Below are 24,509 nucleotides of genomic sequence, written 5' to 3'. Positions count from 1 at the left end.
AAAATATTGCTCACAGTATCACTGTCTTTACCGGCAAAAGTGATGTCCTGTTAATGAGTGAATCACAGTCTCAGCATAAGAAATGCACTGAAATTCAGATGGGTTTACCCTACATCATAAAGCATTCAAGTATATGTTTTTATTTGATTTTATTAATTTATTTCAGGTTGAAATTCCCTCTACTTCAGCGATAATCAGTAATGTCTTTCAGTTACTCTGCAGGTGATGCCTGTATAGTTTCAGAAGTTTCGAAGGTCATTCATGCGTGCTTCAATAAGTTTGGCGGAGGCACAATTTTAATTAAAACTGAGTGCGGTTATTTCGGTAGAAAAGATGAAAAGTCTCATTTACTCAACCTTTTAGACAATACACGTCTGAAATAGGAGACTTGCAACCTAAAGCATCTTGAACTAAGCAATAGATCGTGTGTGCTGGCGGGATACCGTTGTCATGAAAGAGAATGTGCGCTGGCGGAATGTCATTTCCCAAAGGAAAATGTGTGCTGGCGGGTATTAAAAAGCACAGGACTTCAACATATGTGCTGGCGGTTCTGCTTACAGGCAGTTCCTCTAAAAGCCGTCTATAACGGGCTATATGAAGCAACTGACTGATAAGGTGGACGCCCATTTACTTTGCAGAAGCAAAGAAATGCAGGCTGACAGGCTATTTTCTTCATTTTGGATACAGAAATGTGTGCTGGAGGGATACGAGTTCAAGTGAAACTAAAAATGTGTCATGGCCGGTTAAGCCCGTCCGAAAGTCACGATCATGTGTGCTGGCGGGAAACTGAGCTTCAGAGACTTCAGAAAGTGTGTGCTGGCAGGATAGGTTTTCCTGAATGACTCATAATTATGTGCGTTAGCGGGAGATTAATGTGTGCTGGAGGGGATCAGATGTGCTTAAAATACCCGATTGTGTGTGCTGACGGGCTGCTGTTAAGAGTCAAAGCCCTTAATATGTGCCCTGACAGGTTTCCGGAACAATGCATTGCCTGAGCATGTGCGCTGGCGGGATAGAATAATTGCTGTTCTGAAGTGGAGGGCTGTCTAAGGCCCCCGATAGCACACATTCAGATGTCAGCCGGTTTAAGTTTTGGGTTACGTTTATGAATAATAACGAAATTTTCCCGCGCTTTACGAACCAGTGAGAATTCCAGGTAACCTATCTTTTGTAACTGCTCAAGCGCTTTTTTGATTGTGCGGTTTTGTTCGCTTACAGAACTGCTAAGAGAGAGACGTTCACGTAAACGTGAAAAGCTTACCGGAATAGGATTGGCTGGAAGGCTTTCAATGAAAGTGTAAATAGCCTGAGCCGCTTCCTTCTTAGGTAGTGCTTTGATTGCATGTTGCTGAAGAAGGACTCTGTAATCCAGCTGAAACAGTTCCCAGAGTTTTTCATCCGCTTCAAGCTGGACGATATCTTTTTCAGCATCAAAGTAGCCTGTTTTCAAAAGCCCTGTCTGATAACTTCCCTTAGCATCACGTCCACGTTTGAAAGAGATTGATTTATTACGTAATTTCCCCAAAGACTCATGGATCGAAAGGCGCAGCCTGCCGTCTATACGTTTAGCAGAAAAACCACACCCTTTAGCAAACTCAGTGAATTTCAGTTCAATTTTATTCGATGTCAGTCCGTGTCGGCTGAAAGCATAGATAACTCCTATCCACACTTTGAAGTCACTATCCATATCCAGTCGCGGACCTGAAATGTTGATATGATCGTAACCTTCAGCCCGGGCAATCTCCAGCTGTGAAAACAATTCCGAAGCATCAACAATATTGTTTTCACCCTGTGATTTCGTGGGTTTAGGAACAAAAACACCAAGGCGCATCAATGCCACGGGCTGAACAGTATTGTTAGAATTAACTGTGAGCTGTTTTTCTTTACTGACCATGTCACTATAAAGTGCATCGCCAATGAATGACTTATCTGTCATATAGTTATCTCAACTCTGCGTCACAGGATCTTCCTGTTATTAAAAATGGCTTATATCCCAACAGCACACACACTACATCCCAACAGCACACATTACCAGCCCACCAGCACACACGATTTTCCCGTCAGAACACATGTTTATCCCGCCACCACACATCATAAAAGTGCTTCAGGCCTTATGTGGCAGGGCCTGAGAGACAGCGGGATCTTTTAGGAGCTATAAGGATCTAAATTGGTAAGTTATTGGATCGAGCCTGTGCAAATGTGGATAAACGATCTTCTTTGCTAACGCGCCTGCGGCTTGTTCAACTGACGGCGCGCACACAAAGAATTTGTGTGTGCGCCGTCAGTTACCGGTAAAATCTTGCTGCTACTCCATGCAGTCTCTCATTTAACGAATTTCCATACGTGTGGCGGAACGCGATCAAACAACTTTCCCATTGTCAATTCAGCCTTACGATGATCATATGCTGAGTTAATTGCGAACTCTTCTTTCGAGTCACCTTTGTATTTCAGGTGCTCATATACAGTCTCCAGCGTATCAATAGAACGACAACGTCTGAATCGCATCAACCAATCTGTTTTTGTCATTTTTCCCTTATGCCAGCTCTGACCTGCAGGCGGGCTTTCACAGGACTGCACCGCTCTGGTACTAATCATATATTTTATACGCCCAGGTGCCGGTTCTGCCGACGTGTCTCTGTACGGATTTACAAATGTGCCAGTAGCAGAAGCGCTTGAAAAGCTATCAAAACGGGGTGTACTCGTAAGATGGTGGTTGATGAAAAAAAGTCACGGCAGCTGGTTACTGATTATGGACTGGCCGGTTCGGGTGTTCCGGTCACAAAGCATAAACATTAAAGTATTATGCATAACGAATTTATAGTGGCAGGAAACAATGGTATGTGGACAGATACATAATGGTGTCCATTTTCTGGGTCTGAGGGACGCCATGAGCCTGTGAAAAAAACGTCGGTGTTCTCAGTAAGGATCTGCTCAGCGCTAAAGAAAGGAAATGGTCAACCATCACGCCACGCTCTGCCATCATCTCCTCGAGGTTATGCAGGCTCAGTGCAAACAGACACATGGGCAGGCAACATCATAAAAAAAGAATGTTACATGATGAGCCACATAACGAGATAGAACTTAACAGGGAGGCTCTGCCTCATCCTCAGGCACCTTTAGCAAAGCCATCTGGGACATCCCTGGCTTGTAATACAACCGGTATTAGCTATAAAAGAGCAGACAGAATTAGAGCAACACGGAAAATATACAAATCCCGAGAGGCATGTTGACCAAAAGTTGGTCGGAGTGAGGCGCAAATGTTAAAAATGAGATTTTTTTAAATTTTTATATGAGCTTCATATGCTTGAAACCTGACCAGAGAGAATTAAGGATAGCCAGTGGTATCTAAATTTGATACCACTGGCTAGTTTACGTTTGTTATAAGTACTTAAATACGATAGATAGACATAAAATCCCGTATACGTATTGCCGCTTCCACACATTCTGCAACAGATGCAACCAATGCCATTCGAACCCAGCCTGAGCCCGGATTGATTCCGTCAACCTCCCGCGAGAGATAGGAACCTGGAATAACCGTAACGTGTGCATGGCGAAAGAGTTGACGGCAAAAGTCTGTATCGTCGCCAGGAACTTTTGCCCAAAGATAAAAGCCTCCGTCAGGCTTGTTCACTTTAAGAACGGGGGTCAGAATTTCCAGAACCGCGTCAAACTTTTCCCGGTAAAGAGAACGGTTGTCGCGAACGTGTGTCTCATCCCGCCAGGCAGTGGCGCTTGCTAGCTGGCTGTGCACCGGCATCGCGCAGCCGTGGTATGTGCGGTAAAGCAAAAATGCTTTGAGAATTTCTGCATCGCCAGCCACAAATCCAGACCTAAGACCCGGAAGGTTCGAACGTTTTGAAAGACTGTGGAAAACAACACAGCGCTTAAAATCGCTTCGGCCAAGTTCAGCACACGCAGTCATTAAGCCCGGAGGAGGCGTCAGTTCGTCAAAGTACAATTCGCTGTAGCATTCATCAGCTGCAATAATAAAATCGTATTTATCCGCAAGGCTAATGAGTGATTTCAGTGTTTCGAGAGGAATAAGTGCACCGGTAGGGTTGCCGGGGGAACACAGAAAGACAATTTGACAACGTGTCCAGATATCTGCTGAAACAGCCTCAAAGTCAGGAATAAAACCATTACTCTCAAGGCATGGCAGGTAATGCGGAACAGCGCCAGCAAGGATGGCAGCACCTTCATATATCTGATAGAAAGGGTTTGGGCTGACCACCAGGCCATCGACATTCGGTTCAACAACGGCCTGGGTAAAAGCAAACAATGCTTCACGTGTCCCGTTTACCGGAAGAACGTGACGGCTGGCATCAAGCCATCCTGTCGGAACGTCAAACCTCTGTTCACACCAGTTTATGATTGCCTCGCGCAATGCAGGAATACCCAAGGTAGCGGGATACACCGACATCTTATCAATACTGGCGATAAGCATTTGTTTGACCAGGTCAGGGGCCGGATGTTTAGGCTCTCCGATCGACAATGATATAGGCGTGTGATTTTCATCAGGTTGAACCTCAGCCAGCAAAGCTCGAAGTTTTTCAAACGGGTAGGGGTGAAGTTGTTTCAGCGCAGGGTTCATATTGGCCAACACTCCAGTGTTTCTGAGTTGAAGGAAATTTCGTGACGCAAGCCACAAATCCTTCTTAGAGACCACTCTTTATCATGATCGTTCTCATTCGCTGATTTTTCTGAACACTTCAGAATTCGAAAAAAGCCCCCCTCTTTTGCCTTAAACGTGGCCCGTAATGTATCTTGCTAAGACCATATACACTAGGTATATACACGATAGTGTGACCACACCAGTACACTCTAAAATTTTATTTATATATATGTATTAAAAGGAAAAAATATTTATTCTTTAATCATTCCTGCAGGCAGGGAAGTATACTACCCCATCAAAAATTTAGGCATAATTTTACGGTAATTTAGTCATCAGGTACCTCGAAAAAAAATAATTTTTTTACATTTTGTAAGGAAATAGTCACTTAAAGTTATAATTGTTTATGTAGATTAAATTCTTGGTAAACCGGATGAAGGGAAGGACATCGAGCAGTGTCGTCAGTGAAGTAGCACATGCTCAGACATAAGTTTGGCGAACTAAGGCTACTGCTCTTAATCCAGAGCGATTTTAAAATTTAATAGGAATGATTATCGTGTTAAGTAAAAATAATTGGCTGCGAATTATTGTTCTTCTGACTCTGTCACCAGCAGTTTTAGCAGATCGGCTGACATTACGTGTTGGGGTTGATTTGACTTATCCTCCCTTTCAAAGTGCCGAAAAAACAGGGCATCCAGAAGGATTCGATATTGACGTGACCAATGCCATTTGCAAATCGATCAATGCAAAATGTGACTACGTAGTCAATACGTTCGACGCTCAGATACCGGCGCTTCTGGCAAAAAAAATTGATGTTATTTCCCCATTAGGCGTCACACTAAAAAGGATGAAAGCCATTGATTTTAGCGATTATGTATTCCATGTGCCGACACAACTCGTAGCCCGGAAAGATCTTTCCCTTTATCCTCAAGCAGATAAGCTGAGGGGGAAAAATATTGCCGTCCAACAGGGATCGATTCAAGAGGCCTATGCCAACAAATACTGGCTTCCTGCTGGTGTTAACATTAAGAGTTATCCTGATCAGGATGCCATCTACCAGGATTTATATGCAGGTCGTGTCGACGGCGCGCTGAGTCCGTCAGTAGGAATTACGTTTGGTTTTTTAAAAACGCAGGAAGGTCAGGATTTTGAACTTAAAGGACCAGAGGTGACCGACGATAATCTATTCAGTGCGGGGTCGGCATATGGGATTCGTAAAAATGATGACCAGACTAAAAGGTTAATAAACAAAGGGATACAAAATATTATAAATGATGGTACTTTTGAAAAGCTTAAAAAAAGCTATTTTGGCAATATAGACCTGAACGTGAAAAAATAGTGCAAGATGTCAAAGGCAATCTAGCGTTTTATGCTATATCGCAATACAATTGAACTGATTTTTTAAATTCTTTTACTGTTTATGGTAAATATACTCAAGCTGTTTTAATGGATAACTTTCTTTGTTATTTATGACTGATTATAAGATAATCTGAGCTGACTATTATTTCAATTTTAGGGGGGCATGATTACATTCTCATTTTAATATTTCCCGTACAACAGCTTATACAGTATCATGCAAAATAAATATATTATGGTTGATGGAGGCACGGTTTAAATGTAGTCATTAAATTACAACACATCAGCAGATAAACGTAATGCCGAGAATGTGATAGTTATCAAAAAATTCATTCCTAGTAAAGATATCAGAGAGATTTAACCGGCTTTGGGAGGAGTCATCACCTGTGTAGTGCTGCTATTCATAAATGATAAAGGACGTTTAACTAGCGTTGGGAACTGTATATGGCAAAGAAAAAAGTTTATCCGGTTCACTTCACTGGTCAGCGGGGCCAGCAGGAGGCGTCTGAGGCTTTCCAGCAGAATGAAACATCCACTTGGCAGCGCTGGCTCAAACACTCCCGGGATAATAAAAAAACTACAGTGGTGACCTGTAGGTGTCTGCCGGTAGAAAATGATCCTGTCAGAAGGAGGCTGAAGGTTCATTACTCTCGGGATACCGAACGCTGCTGGCTATCTTCATACGCCTTCACGGGTAATGAGCATAAACCTGACTGCCGTTTTTATTCTGTGTGGTCTGATGAACGTCAGGCAGAGATTTATCAGGGGGAAGCGGTCCGTGCTGCAGCGGATGGCACAATTGTGGTTAGACTGCCCACGGGCCTCCAGAAAAAGGCACCTTTTGATTTAAAACCGGCTGAAAACGTCTCAGATGACGAACCGGTGAAACGCAAACGACGGCCATCGATGAGCCTGCTGGGGCTTCTGCACCTGCTGTGGGAGCAATCTGGTATCAATGTCTGGCACCCCGCTTTCGATAAAAAGAAACGTACCCCTGGCTGGGTGAGCTGGCACCTGCAGCAGACTGCGGCCCGGATTCGTATTGGTCGCGTGCCACTGGAAGAATCCCTGCTGCTCATGGCCATGAAGGGTAGTCAGCAGGTAATCGCAAACCGGGAGCATCTGAGAGCAGCCGAAAAAAACAAAAGGCGACTCATTGTGGTTTCCATGCTGTCTGGCTGGAGTGAGGCCGGTGAAGCACGGCTCCAGGCAATGCTGCCACTGGGACTGTTTTCTGGCTTTCCCGATCTGGTTATGCCTGAAGACGTTTGTCACCGCCTTGAGCGAAGCTTTAGCCGCGAGCTCGGCGACTGGCGCAGAGGAATGAAAGTGATGGTTATCGCTGAAACGGAACCGCCTGAAACATCGTTCAGAAAAGTAGAGGGCCGTAATTTGCCGTCAAGCTGCAGTACCGTGATCGATGTTTCGCTGATGACGGTGAGCCCACGTTTTATCCCGCTGGATTCAGGCTATGAGGGGGCTGTCGAAGAAAAGCTGTGGCAGGAAAAACGCGCCTTCATCAAGCCTCTGCGCTACGACGGTGAGGAAGACGTGTTTCCGGATTTCGTACTGAAGGACGCTCCTGGCGTGGATGCGCTGCCGATGGAAGTCTTCGGCATGAACACGCCGGAGTATCAGTTGCGCAGGCAGGAGAAGACGGCCTATTACGATACGGAATACGGTCAGGGAAACTGGTGGTACTGGAACGCTACCGAGCATTCTGAAATGCCCGCCCTCCCTCCCCGGTGATTCTCGCCTTTAATAAAAGCGTATTACGGATATGTATATCAGATCAGAAAGAGAGCGACTATACAGAACGGTCGCGTAGTTGTCTGGCCTGTATCGCAGTTACAATATGCCGGCATTACCTGGGAAATACTCAATCCCTGAGAATATACCGCAATCTGTACTTCCAGCAGCGAACAGGCCAGAGAGGAATATCAGGAATCGTATCTCAGTAAATTTTCCCGACTCCTGTTCCATAAATTCATTAACTGACCAGAGTTTTGCTTAACCCAGTCTGAGATTGTTTTCAGGGACTCCGGAATGAACCTCGTACCCTGGCTCCCCATTAGTCTGCCATCACCAATAGCAAAAACATGCGCACTGTTCCGTTTTCGGAAAATAATGGCCGGTTCAGAGTCAGGTTTAGGGCATATAACCAGAACTTCTCCGCCGATAAAATCCTCTTCCTGCGAAATTTCGTTCAGTTCTTTAAACTGTTCGGCAGTGATCGAGTACAGGCCTGATTTTTCAAGCTCTGAACGCCCGTGCAACTCGAAGTCGTAAGGTACGTATACATCAGGTTTTTCCATGAACTCAACGGAAAGAATACGATCGATGGGCAGTGTTTCTGTATGCACATACCAGGTGTCTTGCTTCAGCTTGGGGCTCTTTGTCCATCTTTTCAGTTCACTGTCAGAGAGGTTCTCGGTTTTAACCCACCCCTGAATGCCAAGTATCGTGGCCCACACTGACGGCTGCTCATATTTGCGCAAAAGTTTTTTAAAAGGGTAAAACGTGTCTTGCTGCTTGAGCCAGGATGAGTCTACCGTCAGTCGGATAAGTCGTTTGTTATGAGTGCCTCGGACCGGGCTATGAGCATCTTGGCCGTCTGCTTTTCTCAAGAAATCTTTATCGCTTTCGGTGAGTACTTCTGTGCCGTCTACTAAGCCGTGCCCATAGGGCAATGGGTAGGAAGTGTACCAGCTATGGCCGTAAAGCATCTTTCCATCACTCAGATGGAAATAGCCTTTGTTAATTCCTTCCGACGTCAAAATGCTGTGCAGCATTGCAACGCCCGTAAAATGATAAAGTTTCATTTTTATATCCTTATGCGGTTCTGGCTGTTTATGAATGATATTTCTGTTTATGCCGCTATGGAACCAGACAACGGACATGCCCCTCTGGCTGTCCATCACCTCTCAGCATGATTTGTTTTCTGCTTCCACATCCTTCAGCAGTTTATTCGCAGTGGAGCATAGCCAGGCGTAAAGTTCTTGCCCGTTCTCCCTGAAGGCGTTCAGTTGGATATCGCGCTCTTTTACAGACCCGTCACACTTCCTGATATTTCTCAGAAGGGTTCCCAGCGTTCCAGTATGTTCTTCAATCACCACCCTGGCCCGATACTCATCAAACTGGTTGAGGGTAAGATCGATATACCAGTTATCCACCTTAGTGATGACGTGGGATTGAATTGATGACTGGTGTTTTTCACTGAAGTCAGCTGTCGTTTGCATATGGACAATTACTGGCGCCAGTGTCGGGTAGCTGTCCTTAAGGTACTGCGCCAGGAAGTTACCGGATAAATCACAGCACCCATGCGGGAAATTATTCAAATCTGACCGCCATCGCGGCATTCTGAAACATTCGTGTGAACGGGTGTCGGCGGCAAGTACCAGTGCGTTGCGGAAAGCATGAATACTGCGTCTAATTTCTGGTGTCATTTATTTTCAGTTCCTTTGGATTCTGCAGAATTTCTTTATGAATGGCCCATATCCGCTCGACCTGTCTTATGCTGCATCCTGCAAGAGTCGCAGTGCGGGCAATCATCATACCGGACTCGCGAAGGGCTATGATACGTTCGTGTGTTTTGGGTTCCGGTCTGCGCCCTTTATACTTTCCCGAAGCTTTTGCTAGTTCCACGCCCTGCCGCTGCCTTTCACGACGATTCACCGCATGCTGCACACGCCGCTTCTGTTACCTCACGCAGATCCGAAAAAAGGCACAACCGCAAAACAAATATGAGATTTGTTAAGCCTTAAATACTGCTGTTCAGAGCTTCTAATCATGTTTAAATGCTGAACATTCAGCAGATATACTGAAGCAAACTTATTGAACTCTGGTACTCGATATGATGAAGACGCCAAGGCTGGCGGGGCTTCTGGCCCTCCTTAAGGCTGAAAATGAAAAAGAAAATGTTAAAATCTATGATTATGACGCGTTGACGCCGTCATTAATGGATGAAAAGGATGCGCAGCATTACGTGAATGCGCTGAACTATGCATGTCATCATCAAGATATTAAAAACATCGCAGTTACCGGTCCTTACGGCGCAGGGAAAAGCTCTGTGCTTCTTACTTGGTCAAGTTGTCGTGAGAACGACCTGAAAATTATGACGGTTTCTCTCGCCGATTTTGACATGATCCGGGCGACGGCTGAGACGGAAGAAAAGTCGGAAGAATCCGGCGCCAAGTCAGAGAGAAAGGCAAAACAACAAGAAAAATCAATAGAGTACAGCATCCTTCAGCAGATACTGTACAAAGCCCGCAAAAGCGAGCTTCCATACTCCCGCATCGAACGGATTGCGGACGTTACGCCTTCGCAGACACGCAAAATGGCCTGGGACCTGCTGGCAACGGTAGGATGTGGTCTGTCTGGCCTTGTACTCCTTTTCCCAGCTTATTACGGGAAAAAACTCTCGCTTCCTGCGGGCTTTAGCGAGACGATCCTTCAGATACCGTCTGTCATACGTATCGGCCTTTTAGCCAGTAGCGCGTTTTTCATCACTTTTTATCTTGTTCTCAGTAAACTCCAAAGGATTGGCATATTTGACCGACGCGTCAGCATAGATAAGATTGACCTCTCCAAAGGCGCCACTATATCGACCCGGCCTTCAGATCCTTCGCTGCTCAATGTCTTTATTGATGAAATTGTCTACTTTTTTGAAAAGCAAAAATACAATGTGGTTATTTTTGAAGATCTAGACCGTCATAATGACGGTGCTATTTTCATCAAACTTCGTGAAATTAATCAGATCATCAATAACTGTAGGCCTGTAGAAAATCCTGTGCGCTTTATCTATGCTGTAAGGGATGATATATTCAACTCACCTGAGGCGCGTACTAAATTCTTTGATTTTATCATGCCCGTTATCCCTGTTATGGATAGTCAGAATGCTACAGATCATTTCTCAGGGAAATTTCAAAAAAATGAACTTGAAGTGCCTGGTTTTGAACAGTGCATTGCGCGCCTCGCTATTTTTATTCCTGACATGCGCGTGCTAAACAGTATCTCCAATGAGTTCCGGCTTTACAGGAATTTGGTCAATAATGGTGAGAATATTATACGGCTTATTTCGCTCATTGCTTACAAAAATATTTGTTCTCGAGATTATCATTTAATAGATTCAAAGCAGGGTATTTTGTATGGTGTTATGAATGCACATATATCAGGCGAAATCTCTTCCATTTTTGAATCTAGAATTAATGAAGAAATTGACACCCTGAACATTCAAGTTTCAGAAATAGATGATGAGCTTGCAAACGATAAATCCGAAGTGATTCGAGATATATTACAGGTTTATGTCAGTGACAAAACACATCGACAGGCATATTTCAGCAATCAAAACAATGCTCAATATACTCTTCATAGTGTCATTAATAATGAAGAGACCTTCTTATCCATGCTTAAATCTCCTGGGCTGCATGTAAGAACTTCTACATATAACATACAATTAGCTGGCATAGATACTTCGGAGGCTGGTGAAATTCTGAGAGAATATGAACGTCGCTGTAATATTCTTAGCTCAAAAGCAGACGGGAAGCTTTCTGCTCTTGAAGAAAGAGTGGAACATCTTCTCCAGCGTAGGCGCAGACTCCAGGCCAGCCGACCAGGAACGTTGATCGAAAGAATGGGAAGTGAAGGCTTCAGAACCTGGGTCTGTGACAATCTCCGCATCGAGTGCGGCCCTGACAACAGCGAAGGGTATAATGCTTCACAGTTGGATTTTATCTACTCTCTTTTGCGCTGGGGATATCTTTCGACGGACTATATGGCATACCGGTCGGTATTCATTCCAGGCAGCCTCAGCAGCAACGACAATGAGTTTATCCGTGCCGTCAGCGCTGGCATGGATCATACTCTCACAGCTGCGATGCCGCTGGAAAAAACCGCTAACGTCATTGCAAAACTGAAGGAGCTGGGGCTTCTTCTGCAGGACAATGCTTGGCACGCCGGTGTGCTTCGTTACCTGCATAAACACGACCAGCGTAAGCTACAGGAAGTTATTCAAATCCAGCTTGAAGAAGGTGAAGAACACCGGCTTGAGCAGCTTTACAAGCAAGTCTTCAGTAGCTGGCCTGCGTCAGAGAGCATCGCATACACACAGCTCATGGCTTCGGGTACGAATGCTGCTGCTGAATTTTTAAATCGTCTTCTGAAAATGGGCGATAAAAAATCGGCGATGAATTTGTTAGTGCTACTTTTTTGTTCCTCAGAGCCGCGCTGGAAAAATGAAGCAGTCGAAATACGGTATATGGCAGATAGAATATTCTCTGAACATGACGACATCCCTGACGTAGTTCCTGACAATTATGCAAGCTCGTTCACTGAAAATCTCATGCGGACGCGCGTTATGCTTTCCAGGATAGGAGACTGCAAATCCGAGCAAGGGAGGGAGATTGTTTCCATATTAGCAAATATTGATTTGTGGAAATATTCCAAAGACAATCTTTTAAACATGGTCGGCATACTCTCCGGTCATGATGAAACTGTTCATAAACAGTTCATGAAAGAGCCTTTTAGCACGATTGAGACCTTTAATATTCCTCAGCTGAATAAAAAGATAAAGCAAAGTATCAATGATTTTATTACTGATTTATTTATCTCTTCAGATGAGTTCGGCAGGGTGCTTGCTATATTAAACGATCCGAGCCTGTCAGTTAATAACATCGAGAAGCTGGCGCGTGAAATGATTTTTTCAATTCCCGATGTCAGTAAGATCAATGAAAGAAGTGGTGTTTTTCTTACGTACAAAAATATTTCGGCCGAAACAAGTATCTATACACTGCTGCTTGAAAATAACCGTATTGAGTCCACTTGGCGGAATGTCTGTTATCTGCTTAAATTCAGTGATGAACTCAATCCATGGTTAGCCATATGGTTCGAAAATAATTACGATACGATAGCCGATATTCCTGCAGCAGTGTCTTCTATTGATATCTATGAAAATTTAATAGAAAAAATTTATGCTTCGGGTGCTTTAAGCGACCAGGCCCGGATTAAAATTCTTTCTGCCATCCAGCTGACGCTGCTGTCGCTGCCTGAAAATCTGAACGCTGATCAGGTCGGTCTGCTGATTGATTACGGAAGACTGGCCCCTATCCGCAGCGTTTACCAGCAGCTGTACACGGCCTTTCATGAGGAAAATCACAACGCTGATACATTGCTTGCGGGGCTGGTCCTGCAGCATCCGAAGATGCTTGAAAAAGAGCCCGACATCATTCTGATTCACGGCGGTGATTTCGACTATATGTTGGCAAGACAGCTGCTGACGAGCAAAGACCTGCCGGGATCCGTCCTCACTTCTACCCTGCAGTGGCTGTGGGGATATGACGTGGAGCTGTTTGAAGGGCCTCTGTTTATCAACTCTTCTACGCTGCTGCGGCTATTAACCCTTTTAAGGGATGAAAACATACTGCGTGCGCTACTGTTGCAGTCCCTGAAAGCGGGAGACGTTACGCACAACGTCATTGTGCAGGTTCTCGGCGCGTTAAGCGATCCTGTCGCCAGAGCTTTCATCAGCGACCTCAATCACCGGAGTATTGACATGACTGAGGAAGATCTGGAGCTGGCACAGCGGCTGCAGTCAGCTGGCTTTATCCGGGCGCTTAAGGAGGAGAGTAAAGAAGGGCGGTTCCGTTTCATTCCGCATAACAGTTCCGCATTCCGGCGAGAATAACGCATTCTGAATACAGTTCTGCAGGAAGCAAGGATTAATGCATTCCTGCAGAGTTTTAGATTTTAACCATTAAAGTTGCCTGAAAACATAATACTGTACCACCAGATCAATTCCTGATTTATTCTCCGCACTTTGCATTCATCTCTTTTGTTAAAACCCCTGGATCCGGAAAAAGGCAGAACCGGATCTTTTATCCCCGGCGGCGCTTTTCCGCACAGGGCACTACATATAGTGGTCCCGGCAGCTGATATTGCTACCAGATATAGTATCTTTGCGGATTCAGCGTCCCGTGAGAGGGGGCTTTGCCCCGCCCCGCCGCCGTGCTACGCTTCCGGTTACTGCCGTATCGGCGAAAAGTCGGATCATGCGTGTTAGGGTGTCAGGTAATTGCGATCACACAATAATAAAGGATATTATTTTATGGCTAATAATAACGAATTGTTTCTGACGGTGAGTGAGGAGCCTTTAGTGGTAGCTATCCGCAAAAAGATGGAAAAAGTGTTTGAGATCCATGAACTCTGTATTAAAGAGACAACACAGACTGTGGGACACGCAAAAATAATCAAAAGGAATATTGTTACTCATTCGGACAGGGGATTATTGGAGATCATGCCAAACGGGCATCTCAGGGAAATGAATGATTACAGCTACACGCGCGGCGAATCCGATAATATCAAAATGCCAAAGTCTCCTGAAGGTAACGGCAAAGTCAGGGACATGCCGCTAGATGAAGCCTGGGCTCTGACTCAGAAAGAAATCATTGATCTGGCATTAGCCGCAGCCGCAGCCGCAGACGCAGACGCAGACGCAGACGCAGACGCAGACGCAGCCCCCTTAACTACGGGAATTAAAGTGAAAAGAATTTAATGCCTACGCAAATTACTGACAGCTTTGCATCATGAGTTTCCCATACGGTTACGGTTCAGATGTTCAACCAAGGGCCGGGCACATGGGGAACTGTGACTGCCGGGCTGATCGCCGCCTGTTCGGCAATTGCAATGTTGGCTGACGCATTGTTTACGCTGCAGTAATCAGCAGCTGAATGTAGAGAAATACCTTTACTTGTAGACTAGGGAGAATAGGTATGGCTGATACACCTGCATGGGTTAACTTTGGTACCTCTGCACTCGGTGGAGCGCTGGCGATTGCTGGCGGAGTTGTAACCCAGTTACTTATTGCTCGAAATGAAACCGGCGCAAATGCAAAACGTCTTGCATCTGACAGAGCCTTTATCGGCAGTCAGGCAATGATTGTCTTGGCTGAGTATCGAGACATTTGTTATGAATTTTCCTTTAATCCTGGAGAGGAAAGCATAATTCTAAACCCTAAGCCTGGCGTGCCAGATTTCTCTAAAGTAAAGGGAGACTGGACTTCGCTTGATGGTGAGCTGCTCTTACGGATTCACCGCCTCCCTTTATTGCATAGGCAATATGAAAGGGAGCTAGATGATGTGCTCGATAAGCTAACTGAAGTTGAATACCTATCTGATGCCACAACACGGTTCCGACAACTTTCTAATGAGTGTGATGCGCTAATTGAGTTACTGATGCATAAGTGCAATCTCCCATCACCTTGGAAAATGGATGATGCTGAGTGAAAATATGACAGATCTCATCAGATACGGGCACCCAGCGCCGGCTTTACCGGTCGCTATCGACTATCCCGCAGCGCTCGCGCTACGTCAAATGGCCGCACAGCATGACGAATACCCCCAGTACATGCTGGCTCCAGAGGTCAGCGCCCTCCTCCATTATGTGCCGGATCTGCACCGCAAGATGCTGTTTACAACACTCTGGAATACCGGTGCGCGTATTAATGAAGCGCTTGCACTGACACGGGGAGATTTCAGTCTTGCACCGCCCTACCCTTACGTGCAGCTGGCCACGCTGAAGCAGCGCGGAGAAAAAGCTGCCCGCGGCCCAGGCAGGGCACCGTCAGGCATGGTTCCTCACAGGCTGGTTCCGCTGTCCGATCCGCAATACGTAGCCCAGCTGGAAATGATGGTCGCCACGCTGAAAATTCCGCTGGAGCGGCGCAATCCTAATACCGGCCGGACCGAAAAGGTCAGGCTCTGGACGGTGACTGACAGAACGGTGCGGACTTGGCTTAATGAAGCCGTTGCCGTCGCCGCCGGTGATGGAGTAACGTTCTCCGTGCCGGTAACGCCGCACACCTTCCGTCACAGCTACGCCATGCACATGCTTTACGCGGGGATTCCGCTGAAGGCTCTGCAGAGCCTGATGGGGCACAAAAGCATGAAGTCCACTGAGGTTTACACGAAGGTGTTTGCGCTGGACGTGGCAGCCCGGCATAGGGTGCAGTTCCATATGCCCGGAACGGAGGCTGTTGCGATGCTCAAAAATAATGCCTGATCTGTTTCAAATGCTACGGCCCTATAAAAATATATATCTTATTTATCAATTATCTACGCACCCCTTAAAAGCCAGAATCGATAGGATAATTATGTGATTTATTGATTTTATGATTACATAATCTTTTTCATTGAGTTTTAAATTCGCGCACGTATAGTTACAGGATTACAGGATTACAGGATTACAGGATTACAGGATTACAGGATTACAGGATTACAGGATTACAGGATTACAGGATTGCTGTTTTAGAGGCGAATTTTTACTTTTGAAAGGTGTGTTTATGGCTAAAGTCATTTCTTTTTTGAACGGTAAGGGTGGAGTTGGTAAAACGACTACTTCAATAAATGTAGCTACAGCAATCGCAAAGAGGGGAGCCAAAGTAATAGTAGTCGATACTGATCCACAGAGCAGCATCGGGAACTGGTACAACGAGGATAAATGCGTCTTTGACGTAGCCGATGCTGGATCAGAAAAAGAAGTCTACTCAGTAAGGAAAACATTGAAATCATATGATTACATAATCATAGATGGTGCGGCTGCGATATCTGCTATTTCAGCTGCTGCAGTCATGGTTTCCGATGTGGTTTTAATCCCTGTTACACCTTCACCGCTGGATTTTGCTGCCTGTGGCGCCATCATTGCTGTGATTGAAGCTCGGCAGGAACTGCAACCAATTAAGGCTAGGTTTGTAATAACCAAAAAGGTAAATACAGCCAAAATGCTGGGCGTTCTTAAGGCATCCATTGAGGATACTGGCATTCCCGCGCTACGGACAGGAACGACACAACGGCAGAGTTACGTCAAAGCAATGCTTGATGGCGGCACCGTTTTTGATACGGATGATTCTAATGCCAAAGGTGAAATCGACGTACTAACAAATGACATTCTGGAATTATGCCAATGAAAATGAAACTCGGTGCAAGCAAAAGCACAATGCATGCGGTTGACGCCATCCACAAACCGGGATTACCGACGAAAAAACTCCAGATGAACATTCCTGAAGATCTGCATAAGTCTTTCAAGCTGGCTTGTTTGAAGCAGGACAGGGACATGACAGATGTAACAATTGAGCTAATTAATGAATGGATGGAAAGACAACAGTAACTACAGGATTATGTGATTATGTGATTATGTGATTATGTGATTATGTGATTATGTGATTATGTGATTATGTGATTATGTGATTATGTGATTATGTATTGTTTTCTGGGTTTATACGGGCTGCTATATGAACAGATTAAAAATATTGCTATCTGGGTTTCTGGGCTTTAGGCCGATGAGTTCGATGAGTGGTAAAGATAGAAAAAGCGCTGCTGAGTGGGGGTTCTTGCTGAGCACACTGTTTATCGTGCCGCTTTTTTTCATGCATGATGCCAGTGAGCTTGTCAAAATCGGCATGCAGCTGCTGTGGGGCGCCTGCGTTTCGCGCGCAGCCTTCCTGGCTAACGGCGGCTGGAAGAAAAAAAATCCTGATCAATGAATGATTAACGCAGAGGCATTGATGGAAATTCAGGAATTACTGACACAGATGCGTGCGCCGGGGATTGTATTCAAAACGTTTACTCAGTCAGCCGCTATGTTTAAAGGGCCCGTCCGCAGGCGCCGTCCGGCCTTCGATGACTGGCTTCATCAACTTTCGCGTAAGGACAGTGTTCCGCGCGGACGATACTTCCGCGGAAAGCGCCCGGGTAAACCCCTGATCATTGTGGATGAGTTTTGGCAGCAGTTTTCCTGAGAATACAGGGCATCAGGCAGACGTAAAGTATGCTGTGCCCCGCAGGCCCCATCTACATCACGCGCGCCACCGGTATGTCACTCCAGCGCGTGGTCCATGCCGGTGAGAGCATGTCCCGCTTCATTTTCCATTCCGTATTCACGCCCTGACCGGCAAACCACACACTGCCCAGCCCGGACTGATTGATCCCGTCAAGAACCTTCATCAGCTGCGCACTGTTGGCACGTGGCTTATTTTCATCGAACAGATTCAGCTGACTGACGCCGTTAGGCGTAAAGTCGTCGAGCATTATCCCTGCCTTCATGTAACGTCGCCCTTCAAGCCAGATGCGATCAAGAGATCGCATGGCAACTTCAATCACGTCCCGTGTGTCCTGGGTAGGAATTGTGAGACTCTCACCGGCGCTGTTACCATAAAATATCTCACCCTGCGCATGCGGTGAGGTGCGGATAAAGACGCTGATGCGCCGGCAGAACTGCCGTTCCTTTCTGAGCTTCTCCGCAGCCCGGGTTGCGTACTGACACAGCGCCTCCTGCATCAGCACCTTCGCTGTAATTCTCTCGCCAAAGGACCGGCTGCAGACAATCTGCTGTTTCGCAGGCACAAACTCTTCAAGTGGGATACAGGACTCTCCGTTAAGTTCCCGGACAGTACGCTCCAGCACGACGCTGAAGTTTTTACGGATAAGGGCAGGGTGAGCGCGCGACAGCTGCAGGGCGTTTTCAATACCCATCAGATTAAGTCGCTTACCGATGCGCCGGCCAACGCCCCAGATTTCCTCCACGGGCTGGTTTGCCAGCAGGGTTGCGGTACGCTTAGGATTACCCGGCGTCAGCGCCAATACACCGCGGAACTGTGGCCACTCTTTGCTGGCCCACTGCGCCGATTTGGCCAGAGTTTTTGTCGGCCCCATCCCAACGCCGACAGTAAGGCCCGTCGTAGCCATCACGTGCACGCGCAGGCGTCGGCCAAAATGTTCAAAGTCTTCGCAGAAATCAATGCCAGTCAGGTCCAGGAACATCTCATCAATGGAATACTGCTCAACGCGGGGGGTTATCTCTTCCAGCGCGGTCATGACGCGCTGAGACATGCTGTGATTTATGTGGAATAGAGTTTCAACAGCTTAATTAATAACCGTCTCAGAGCACGCGTGCTTTAGGAATGTCTGACCAGCGCGTGGTCCAGGCAGGGCTGAGCATTTCACGCTTCATTTTCCACTCAGTGTTAATTCCCTGTCCGGCAAACCACACATTTCCCAGTCCTGACTGATTAATGCCGTCCAGTACCTTCATCAGCTGTGCGCTGTTAGCCCGTGGCCGATTATCGTCAAACAGATTTAGCTGGCTTACGCCGTTCGGCGTAAAGTTATCAAGCATTATGCCTGCTTTCATGTATCTGCGACCCTCAAGCCAGATACAATTGAGCGACCGCATCGCAGACTCAATGATGTCCCGCGTATCCTGTGTTGGTAGTGTCAGCTTCTCTCCGGCGCTGTTTCCGTAAAACACCTCACCGCTGGCGTGTGGCGACGTCCGGATAAACACGCCGATGTTGCGGCAGTACTGACGTTCCCCTCGCAGCTTTTCCGCTGCGCGTGCAGCGTACTGACACAGCGCCTGCTGCATGGCTGTTTTTGTTGTAATGCGCTCCCCGAAGCTGCGACTGCAGACTATCTGCTGTTTTGCCGGCGGCAGTTCTTCCAGCGGAATACATGACTCACCGTTCAGCTCGCGTACGGTGCGTTCCAGTACCACGGAAAAGTTATCGCGAATGAACTTTGGACGCGCGCGTGACAGCTGCAGGGCGGTTTCGATGCCCATCAGGCTGAGTCGCCTACCGATACGCCGTCCCACACCCCATATTTCCTCAACGGGCTGGTTAGCCAGCAGAGTTTCGGTACGTTTCGGATTACCCGGCGTCAGCGCCAGCACGCCGCGAAACTGCTTCCACTCCTTACTCGCCCACTGGGCTGATTTTGCCAGCGTTTTAGTGGGCCCCATGCCGACACCGACGGTAAGACCCGTTGTGGTAAATACATGCGCGCGCAGGCGACGACCAAAAGCTTCGAAGTCCTCACAGCCGTTAATACCGGTAAGATCCAGAAACATCTCATCAATGCTGTACTGTTCGACGCGTGGTGTTATGTCCTCAAGCGCGGTCATTACTCTCTGGCTGAGGCTGTGATAAAGCGCATAGTTTGAGCTGAACACGTGTACCTTTTCCGGATAGTGCTGTGTTTTTATCTGGAACCACGGTGCACCCATTTTTATGCCCAGGGCTTTTGCGCCAGCAGAGCGCGCAATAACGCAGCCATCGTTATTACTAAGTACGACTACCGGCCTGCCACGCAGGTCCGGGCGGAAAAGCGTCTCACAGCTGGCATAGAAAGAGTTGACGTCAGCCAGTCCGAACATGGGCATAATTATCTCCGACGTGCACGGGTACTGTTAAAGAACCAGGTGACAACGCCGAGCAGCTGGAGCTCTTCCGGATAGATGGCGGCGTAAGCAGGGTTCATGGGCAGCAGTGCCACCCGTGGGATCAGCTGCAGGCGCTTAACTGTGAATTCACCTCCAACCTCAGCGATGACGATGTCGCCGTGCGTGGGTGGCTCCGCGCGATCGACCACCATAACATCACCGTCATAAAGCCCCAGCTCCTGCATGCTGTTGCCACTGGCCCGTACGAAGAATGTGGACGCCCGTCTGCGAATACAGAGCTCATTCAGGTCCAGCTCTTTCTCTACATAATCCTGAGCAGGGGAGGGAAAACCAGCTGAGCAGGGATCTGCGTACAGCGGCACCTTTACCGTTGGGGTAAAAATCGGCGGCCATAACAGCGTCAGGCCCTGAGCGTAACTGACCGCTTTCATAACGCGGCGTCCCGGACGTGCTGCCGTGTACGGATTAGGAAAAAAAATGTAAAGCGCATAAAAATCCCCCTTTAAATTATACTGGTTATATGAACAGTATTATTGAGCCTGGGATTTCTGGCAAGCGGAAGCGAAACGGTTATGGCTAAAGCTGTTGTCAGAGCGCTGAAATTTTACCGAAATGCTGAGCCATGGCCTTTTTATATGCTCTGCCACTGCAGCCGGATCAACAGGGTATAAAAGGCTTTCTTTTTGAGCGCAGCACTTTTATGGCGGGAAGAGGCTTGACCATTCCGTCCGCTTTAAATTATATTTCCATTATTCTAGAAATATAGATTTGGTGATGATGTGGACATACAAAATGCTGCGGCTGCTCTCAGGGAATTGGGACACGTGACGCGACTGGGAATTTACCGTGAACTGGTGAAAGTCGGGCCTGAAGGACTGCCCGTGGGTGACATCCAGAAAAGACTGGCTATTCCGGCCTCCACGCTAAGTCATCACCTTTCTGCGCTGATGTCAGCTGGCCTCATAAGCCAGGAACGGCAGAGCCGTACCCTGTTCTGCAGGCCCTGCTATGCGCAGCTTGAGCAGCTGATGGCCTTTCTGACGGAAGAGTGCTGCGCCGCTGGCAGCTGCTGCAGCCTGTCGGCCACGATTACTCATAAAGAGACTCTATTGTGAATAACTTCAATGATACCCTGAACAATATCGATCTGACGCTCCTGGATGCACCGCTGACGGAAGAAAAATTAAAGGCCGAAGAGGTGGCGCATCCGCCCCGCATACTGATGCTCTACGGCTCGCTGCGGGAGCGCTCTTACAGCCGACTCACCACGGAAGAGGCCGCCCGGCTTCTAACGGCCATGGGAGCGGAGGTGAAGATATTCAATCCGTCTGGCCTGCCGCTGCCGGATGATGCACCTGAGACGCATCCGAAGGTCGCAGAGCTGCGCGAGCTGGTGCTCTGGTCAGAAGGGATGGTCTGGTGCTCGCCAGAGCGTCACGGTGCCATGACCGGCATCATGAAGACGCAGATTGACTGGATTCCGCTGACGTCCGGGGCGGTCCGGCCCTCGCAGGGGAAAACCCTTGCGGTAATGCAGGTCAGCGGCGGCTCACAGTCGTTCAACGCCGTAAACCAGATGCGTATTCTCGGGCGCTGGATGCGGATGATCACTATCCCGAACCAGTCATCCGTGGCAAAAGCCTGGGCCGAGTTTGATGAGGCCGGCCGCATGAAGCCTTCTCCGTATTATGACCGTATAGTGGACGTAATGGAGGAACTGATGAAGTTCACTCTGTTGACGCGCGGTCGCATTGATTATCTCACCGACCGCTACAGCGAAAGGAAAGAGAGTGCCGCGCAGCTCTCTGAGCGTGTAAACCAGCGCAGCATATAAAAAAGCCGGCATCTGCCGGCTTTTTCACATTTGCTATGCCCGCAGCCAAGGGAAACATCAGTGGCTGACGCGGTTTCCGTGCTCATCAATGACGGCTTCGCCGTCCTCTTTGGTAAACGCTCCCTTCTGTGGGTCCGGCAGTATGTCCAGAACCATTTCTGAGGGGCGACACAGCTTCGTTCCGAGCGGCGTAACCACAACCGGTCGATTAATGAGGATCGGCTGAGCCAGCATGGCATCGAGCAGTTCGTCATCGCTGAACCGGTCCTCTGCCAGGCCGAGCTGCTCGTAAGGTTCGGTATTTTTACGCAGCAGGGCGCGCACGCTGATCTCCATATCCGCAATAAGCTTTTTCAGCTCATCGCGCGACGGCGGAGTTTCCAGATACAGAATCACCGTGGGCTCGGTGCCGCTGTTGCGGATAAGTGCCAGGGTATTGCGGGACGTCCCGCAGGCCGGATTGTGGTAAATGGTAATGTCAGTCATAAGCGGTACTCCGTAAAGGCGCTGCGCAGGCGCAGCGCCGGGGTTTAGGTTAAACAGACAGGCGCAGGGCCAGTGCGGCCAGCGTCACAAACAGCACCGGCAGGGTCATCACGATGCCCACACGGAAGTAGTAGCCCCAGCTGACGGTAATGTTTTTCTGTGCCAGAACGTGCAGCCACAGCAGGGTAGCAAGGCTGCCGATGGGGGTGATTTTCGGACCGAGGTCGCAGCCGATGATGTTGGCGTAAATCATCGCCTCCTTCACCACGCCCTGCGCGGTGCTGCCTTCAATCGAAAGCGCCCCAACCAGCACGGTAGGCATGTTGTTCATCACCGAGGAAAGCGTCGCTGTCAGAAAGCCGGTGCCGAGCGTTGCGCCCCAGACGCCATGCTCGGCAAACCGGTTCAGGGCGGCAGAAAGGTAATCAGTCAGCCCGGCATTGCGCAGTCCGTATACCACCAGGTACATGCCCAGCGAGAAAATAACAATCTGCCAGGGTGCACCTTTTAGTACCTTTCCTGTATCAATAACATGGCCTTTCCGGGCTACAAGCCAGAGAATAAACGCCGCCACCGCTGCCACCAGGCTGACCGGTACGCCGAGGGGTTCAAGAGCAAAGAAGCCGACCAGTAGCAGGATGAGAACAATCCAGCCGGTTCTGAAGGTGCGCGCATCGCGAATGGCCTCACGCGGCGCCTTCAGTTTCGCCAGGTCGTAGGTAGCCGGGATGTCCCTGCGGAAAAACAGGTGCAGCATGACAAGCGTGGCGGCCACGGAGGCGATATTCACCGGCACCATCACCGAGGCATATTCGCTGAAACCCAGCTTAAAAAAGTCCGCCGTGACGATGTTGACCAGGTTCGATACGATGAGCGGCAGGCTGGAAGTGTCGGCGATAAAGCCTGCCGCCATCACAAACGCCAGCGTGGCACCGGGGCTGAAGCCCAGCGCCAGCAACATAGCGATAACGATCGGTGTCAGAATGAGCGCCGCCCCGTCATTGGCGAACAGAGCCGCCACCGCCGCACCCAGCAGAACGATATACGTGAAAAGCAGCCTGCCTTTACCGCCACCCCAGCGGGAGACGTGCAGCGCGGCCCACTCAAAAAAGCCTGACTCATCGAGCAGCAGGCTGATAATGATGACCGCAATAAACGTGGCCGTGGCGTTCCAGACAATCTGCCAGACCACCGGAATATCCCCGATGTGTACCACGCCGGTCAGCAGCGCCAGCGCGGCGCCGATAACGGCACTCCAGCCAATACTGAGTCCTTTCGGCTGCCAGATCACCAGTATCAGGGTCAGGACGAATATCGCACCCGCCAGAAACATATCCTCTCCTTTGAAAGACAAAATCGGTTAAAAACGATGTCATGCAATAGCAATCACATTCGATAGATCGAATGTGTAAGGGCAAAATTTTTAGATGCAGGCAGATTTTCCCTTGGTGGTTGCGTTATTCCGTTCAGCCTGACGGGTCATCTGCAGAAGCGCATCCCGCTGACAAAGGTAAGCCTGCTCAATAACGGCTGCCGCCCAGGCCGGCATATGCGGGGAAAGACGATAATGGATCCACTTCCCCTCGCGCCGGTCATGCAGGATGCCCTTTTTTTTCAGAAGGGCAAGATGACGGGACGTTTTCGGCTGGGATTTCTGCAGAATAGCGGAGAGATCACAGACGCAAAGTTCGCCTTTTTCACGTAGCAAAAGGACCAGAGCCAGACGGGTTTCGTCAGCAAGAGCCTGGAAAAGCATAAGGGGGAGAAGCAGTGGCATATTAACTCCTGTTCAGGCCGGAGATAGTGTGACTGTAAGGATAAAGATTAGCAATTATATATATAGATATATGCATATGAATCGGCCAGAGTAGAGGTGCGGTTTAAGTAATACGAAAGGGGGAGGATCACTGTCCGGTTACGCTGCCCGGTTCGCCTCCAAAATCCGTGACAGGCGCCATTTCTGTCAGCTGCTAACTATAAACTCATATACGGAAA

At 48.1% G+C, this 24,509-nt stretch carries 21 protein-coding genes and 2 pseudogenes; 11 read left to right on the top strand and 12 right to left on the bottom strand.

The genetic code is table 11. The features are described 5' to 3' along the window. Window positions 1-1,069: 1,069 nt before the first annotated feature. From ACX3P5_RS00665 to dapC, 3 genes are all read right to left on the bottom strand, one after another. Entirely contained in the window at window positions 1,070-1,936 is an 867-nt protein-coding gene (locus ACX3P5_RS00665; protein ID WP_010260494.1) for a RepB family plasmid replication initiator protein, read from the bottom strand. Between the two features lie 386 nt (window positions 1,937-2,322). Then, window positions 2,323-2,526 (bottom strand): hemolysin expression modulator Hha, encoded by a 204-nt coding sequence (gene hha / locus ACX3P5_RS00660; protein ID WP_072005118.1) that lies wholly within the window; start codon window positions 2,524-2,526, stop codon window positions 2,323-2,325. 862 nt (window positions 2,527-3,388) lie between these two features. Beyond that, a complete protein-coding gene (dapC, locus tag ACX3P5_RS00655) occupies window positions 3,389-4,591 on the bottom strand; it encodes a succinyldiaminopimelate transaminase (protein WP_275103437.1) in 1,203 nt (400 codons plus the stop codon). 565 nt (window positions 4,592-5,156) lie between these two features. Here dapC and ACX3P5_RS00650 point away from each other — a divergent pair. Both ACX3P5_RS00650 and ACX3P5_RS00645 read left to right on the top strand, forming a co-directional pair. Then, window positions 5,157-5,948 carry a transporter substrate-binding domain-containing protein gene (locus ACX3P5_RS00650; protein WP_376712903.1) on the top strand — a complete coding sequence of 264 codons (792 nt, stop codon included), beginning with the start codon at window positions 5,157-5,159 and terminating at the stop codon, window positions 5,946-5,948. 461 nt (window positions 5,949-6,409) lie between these two features. Beyond that, window positions 6,410-7,714 carry a DUF1173 family protein gene (locus ACX3P5_RS00645; protein ID WP_458968123.1) on the top strand — a complete coding sequence of 435 codons (1,305 nt, stop codon included), beginning with the start codon at window positions 6,410-6,412 and terminating at the stop codon, window positions 7,712-7,714. Window positions 7,715-7,905: 191 nt separating this feature from the next. On the opposite strand, the gene ACX3P5_RS00640 is transcribed toward ACX3P5_RS00645, so the two are convergent. From ACX3P5_RS00640 to ACX3P5_RS00630, 3 genes and pseudogenes are all read right to left on the bottom strand, one after another. Further along, entirely contained in the window at window positions 7,906-8,787 is an 882-nt protein-coding gene (locus tag ACX3P5_RS00640; protein ID WP_424999266.1) for a hypothetical protein, read from the bottom strand. A 102-nt stretch (window positions 8,788-8,889) separates the two neighbouring features. After that, window positions 8,890-9,411 (bottom strand): hypothetical protein, encoded by a 522-nt coding sequence (locus ACX3P5_RS00635; protein WP_275103433.1) that lies wholly within the window; start codon window positions 9,409-9,411, stop codon window positions 8,890-8,892. Beyond that, window positions 9,395-9,634: pseudogene (locus tag ACX3P5_RS00630) on the bottom strand (hypothetical protein); the annotation flags it as partial. The gene ACX3P5_RS00635 and the pseudogene ACX3P5_RS00630, both read right to left, overlap by 17 nt. A 184-nt stretch (window positions 9,635-9,818) precedes the next feature. Here ACX3P5_RS00630 and ACX3P5_RS00625 point away from each other — a divergent pair. The 7 genes from ACX3P5_RS00625 to ACX3P5_RS00595 all read left to right on the top strand — a co-directional run bounded on the left by ACX3P5_RS00625 (window position 9,819) and on the right by ACX3P5_RS00595 (window position 17,498). Then, window positions 9,819-13,646 (top strand): YobI family P-loop NTPase, encoded by a 3,828-nt coding sequence (locus tag ACX3P5_RS00625; protein ID WP_458968122.1) that lies wholly within the window; start codon window positions 9,819-9,821, stop codon window positions 13,644-13,646. Between the two features lie 420 nt (window positions 13,647-14,066). Then, window positions 14,067-14,513 carry a hypothetical protein gene (locus ACX3P5_RS00620; protein WP_458968121.1) on the top strand — a complete coding sequence of 149 codons (447 nt, stop codon included), beginning with the start codon at window positions 14,067-14,069 and terminating at the stop codon, window positions 14,511-14,513. Window positions 14,514-14,730: 217 nt separating this feature from the next. Then, a complete protein-coding gene (locus tag ACX3P5_RS00615) occupies window positions 14,731-15,243 on the top strand; it encodes a hypothetical protein (RefSeq protein ID WP_311976852.1) in 513 nt (170 codons plus the stop codon). 4 nt (window positions 15,244-15,247) lie between these two features. Continuing rightward, entirely contained in the window at window positions 15,248-16,018 is a 771-nt protein-coding gene (locus ACX3P5_RS00610) for a site-specific integrase (RefSeq protein WP_311976897.1), read from the top strand. 280 nt (window positions 16,019-16,298) lie between these two features. Further along, window positions 16,299-16,922: a ParA family partition ATPase gene (gene parA / locus ACX3P5_RS00605; RefSeq protein ID WP_311976851.1), complete on the top strand. Its 624-nt coding sequence runs from the start codon at window positions 16,299-16,301 to the stop codon at window positions 16,920-16,922. Further along, complete coding sequence (locus tag ACX3P5_RS00600; RefSeq protein WP_285722981.1) at window positions 16,919-17,122, top strand: plasmid partition protein ParG; 204 nt, start codon at window positions 16,919-16,921, stop codon at window positions 17,120-17,122. The genes parA and ACX3P5_RS00600 overlap by 4 nt, the downstream gene beginning before the upstream one ends. 181 nt (window positions 17,123-17,303) lie before the next feature. After that, the gene (locus ACX3P5_RS00595) at window positions 17,304-17,498 is read left to right on the top strand and encodes a hypothetical protein (RefSeq protein ID WP_311976850.1); all 195 of its coding nucleotides are present in this window, start codon (window positions 17,304-17,306) and stop codon (window positions 17,496-17,498) included. 307 nt (window positions 17,499-17,805) lie between these two features. On the opposite strand, the pseudogene umuC (ACX3P5_RS00590) reads toward ACX3P5_RS00595, so the two are convergent. From umuC (ACX3P5_RS00590) to umuD, 3 genes and pseudogenes are all read right to left on the bottom strand, one after another. Further along, window positions 17,806-18,849: pseudogene (gene umuC, locus ACX3P5_RS00590) on the bottom strand (translesion error-prone DNA polymerase V subunit UmuC); the annotation flags it as partial. A gap of 43 nt (window positions 18,850-18,892) precedes the next feature. Continuing rightward, entirely contained in the window at window positions 18,893-20,167 is a 1,275-nt protein-coding gene (gene umuC / locus ACX3P5_RS00585; protein WP_458968163.1) for a translesion error-prone DNA polymerase V subunit UmuC, read from the bottom strand. Window positions 20,168-20,175: 8 nt separating this feature from the next. After that, window positions 20,176-20,625, bottom strand: a complete 450-nt coding sequence (gene umuD / locus ACX3P5_RS00580; protein WP_187508778.1) for a translesion error-prone DNA polymerase V autoproteolytic subunit — start codon at window positions 20,623-20,625, stop codon at window positions 20,176-20,178. A gap of 348 nt (window positions 20,626-20,973) precedes the next feature. On the opposite strand from umuD, the gene ACX3P5_RS00575 reads away from it, so the two are divergent. Together ACX3P5_RS00575 and arsH are read left to right on the top strand one after the other, a co-directional pair. Continuing rightward, window positions 20,974-21,309 (top strand): ArsR/SmtB family transcription factor, encoded by a 336-nt coding sequence (locus ACX3P5_RS00575; protein WP_182505494.1) that lies wholly within the window; start codon window positions 20,974-20,976, stop codon window positions 21,307-21,309. Beyond that, window positions 21,306-22,028 (top strand): arsenical resistance protein ArsH, encoded by a 723-nt coding sequence (gene arsH, locus ACX3P5_RS00570; RefSeq protein WP_458968120.1) that lies wholly within the window; start codon window positions 21,306-21,308, stop codon window positions 22,026-22,028. Before ACX3P5_RS00575 ends, arsH begins: the two co-directional genes overlap by 4 nt. 57 nt (window positions 22,029-22,085) lie before the next feature. On the opposite strand, the gene arsC is transcribed toward arsH, so the two are convergent. From arsC to ACX3P5_RS00555, 3 genes are all read right to left on the bottom strand, one after another. After that, entirely contained in the window at window positions 22,086-22,514 is a 429-nt protein-coding gene (gene arsC / locus ACX3P5_RS00565; RefSeq protein WP_258996300.1) for a glutaredoxin-dependent arsenate reductase, read from the bottom strand. A gap of 49 nt (window positions 22,515-22,563) precedes the next feature. Next, on the bottom strand, window positions 22,564-23,847 hold the full coding sequence (locus ACX3P5_RS00560) for an arsenic transporter (RefSeq protein WP_187508774.1): 1,284 nt from the start codon (window positions 23,845-23,847) through the stop codon (window positions 22,564-22,566). Between the two features lie 90 nt (window positions 23,848-23,937). Continuing rightward, window positions 23,938-24,291 carry a metalloregulator ArsR/SmtB family transcription factor gene (locus tag ACX3P5_RS00555; RefSeq protein WP_258996301.1) on the bottom strand — a complete coding sequence of 118 codons (354 nt, stop codon included), beginning with the start codon at window positions 24,289-24,291 and terminating at the stop codon, window positions 23,938-23,940. Window positions 24,292-24,509: the final 218 nt, after the last annotated feature.

It is taken from the genome of Pantoea sp. S-LA4, from assembly GCF_054482835.1.
Note: the sequence above shows the minus strand (reverse complement) of the source record. Positions and strands in the feature narration are given on the sequence as shown.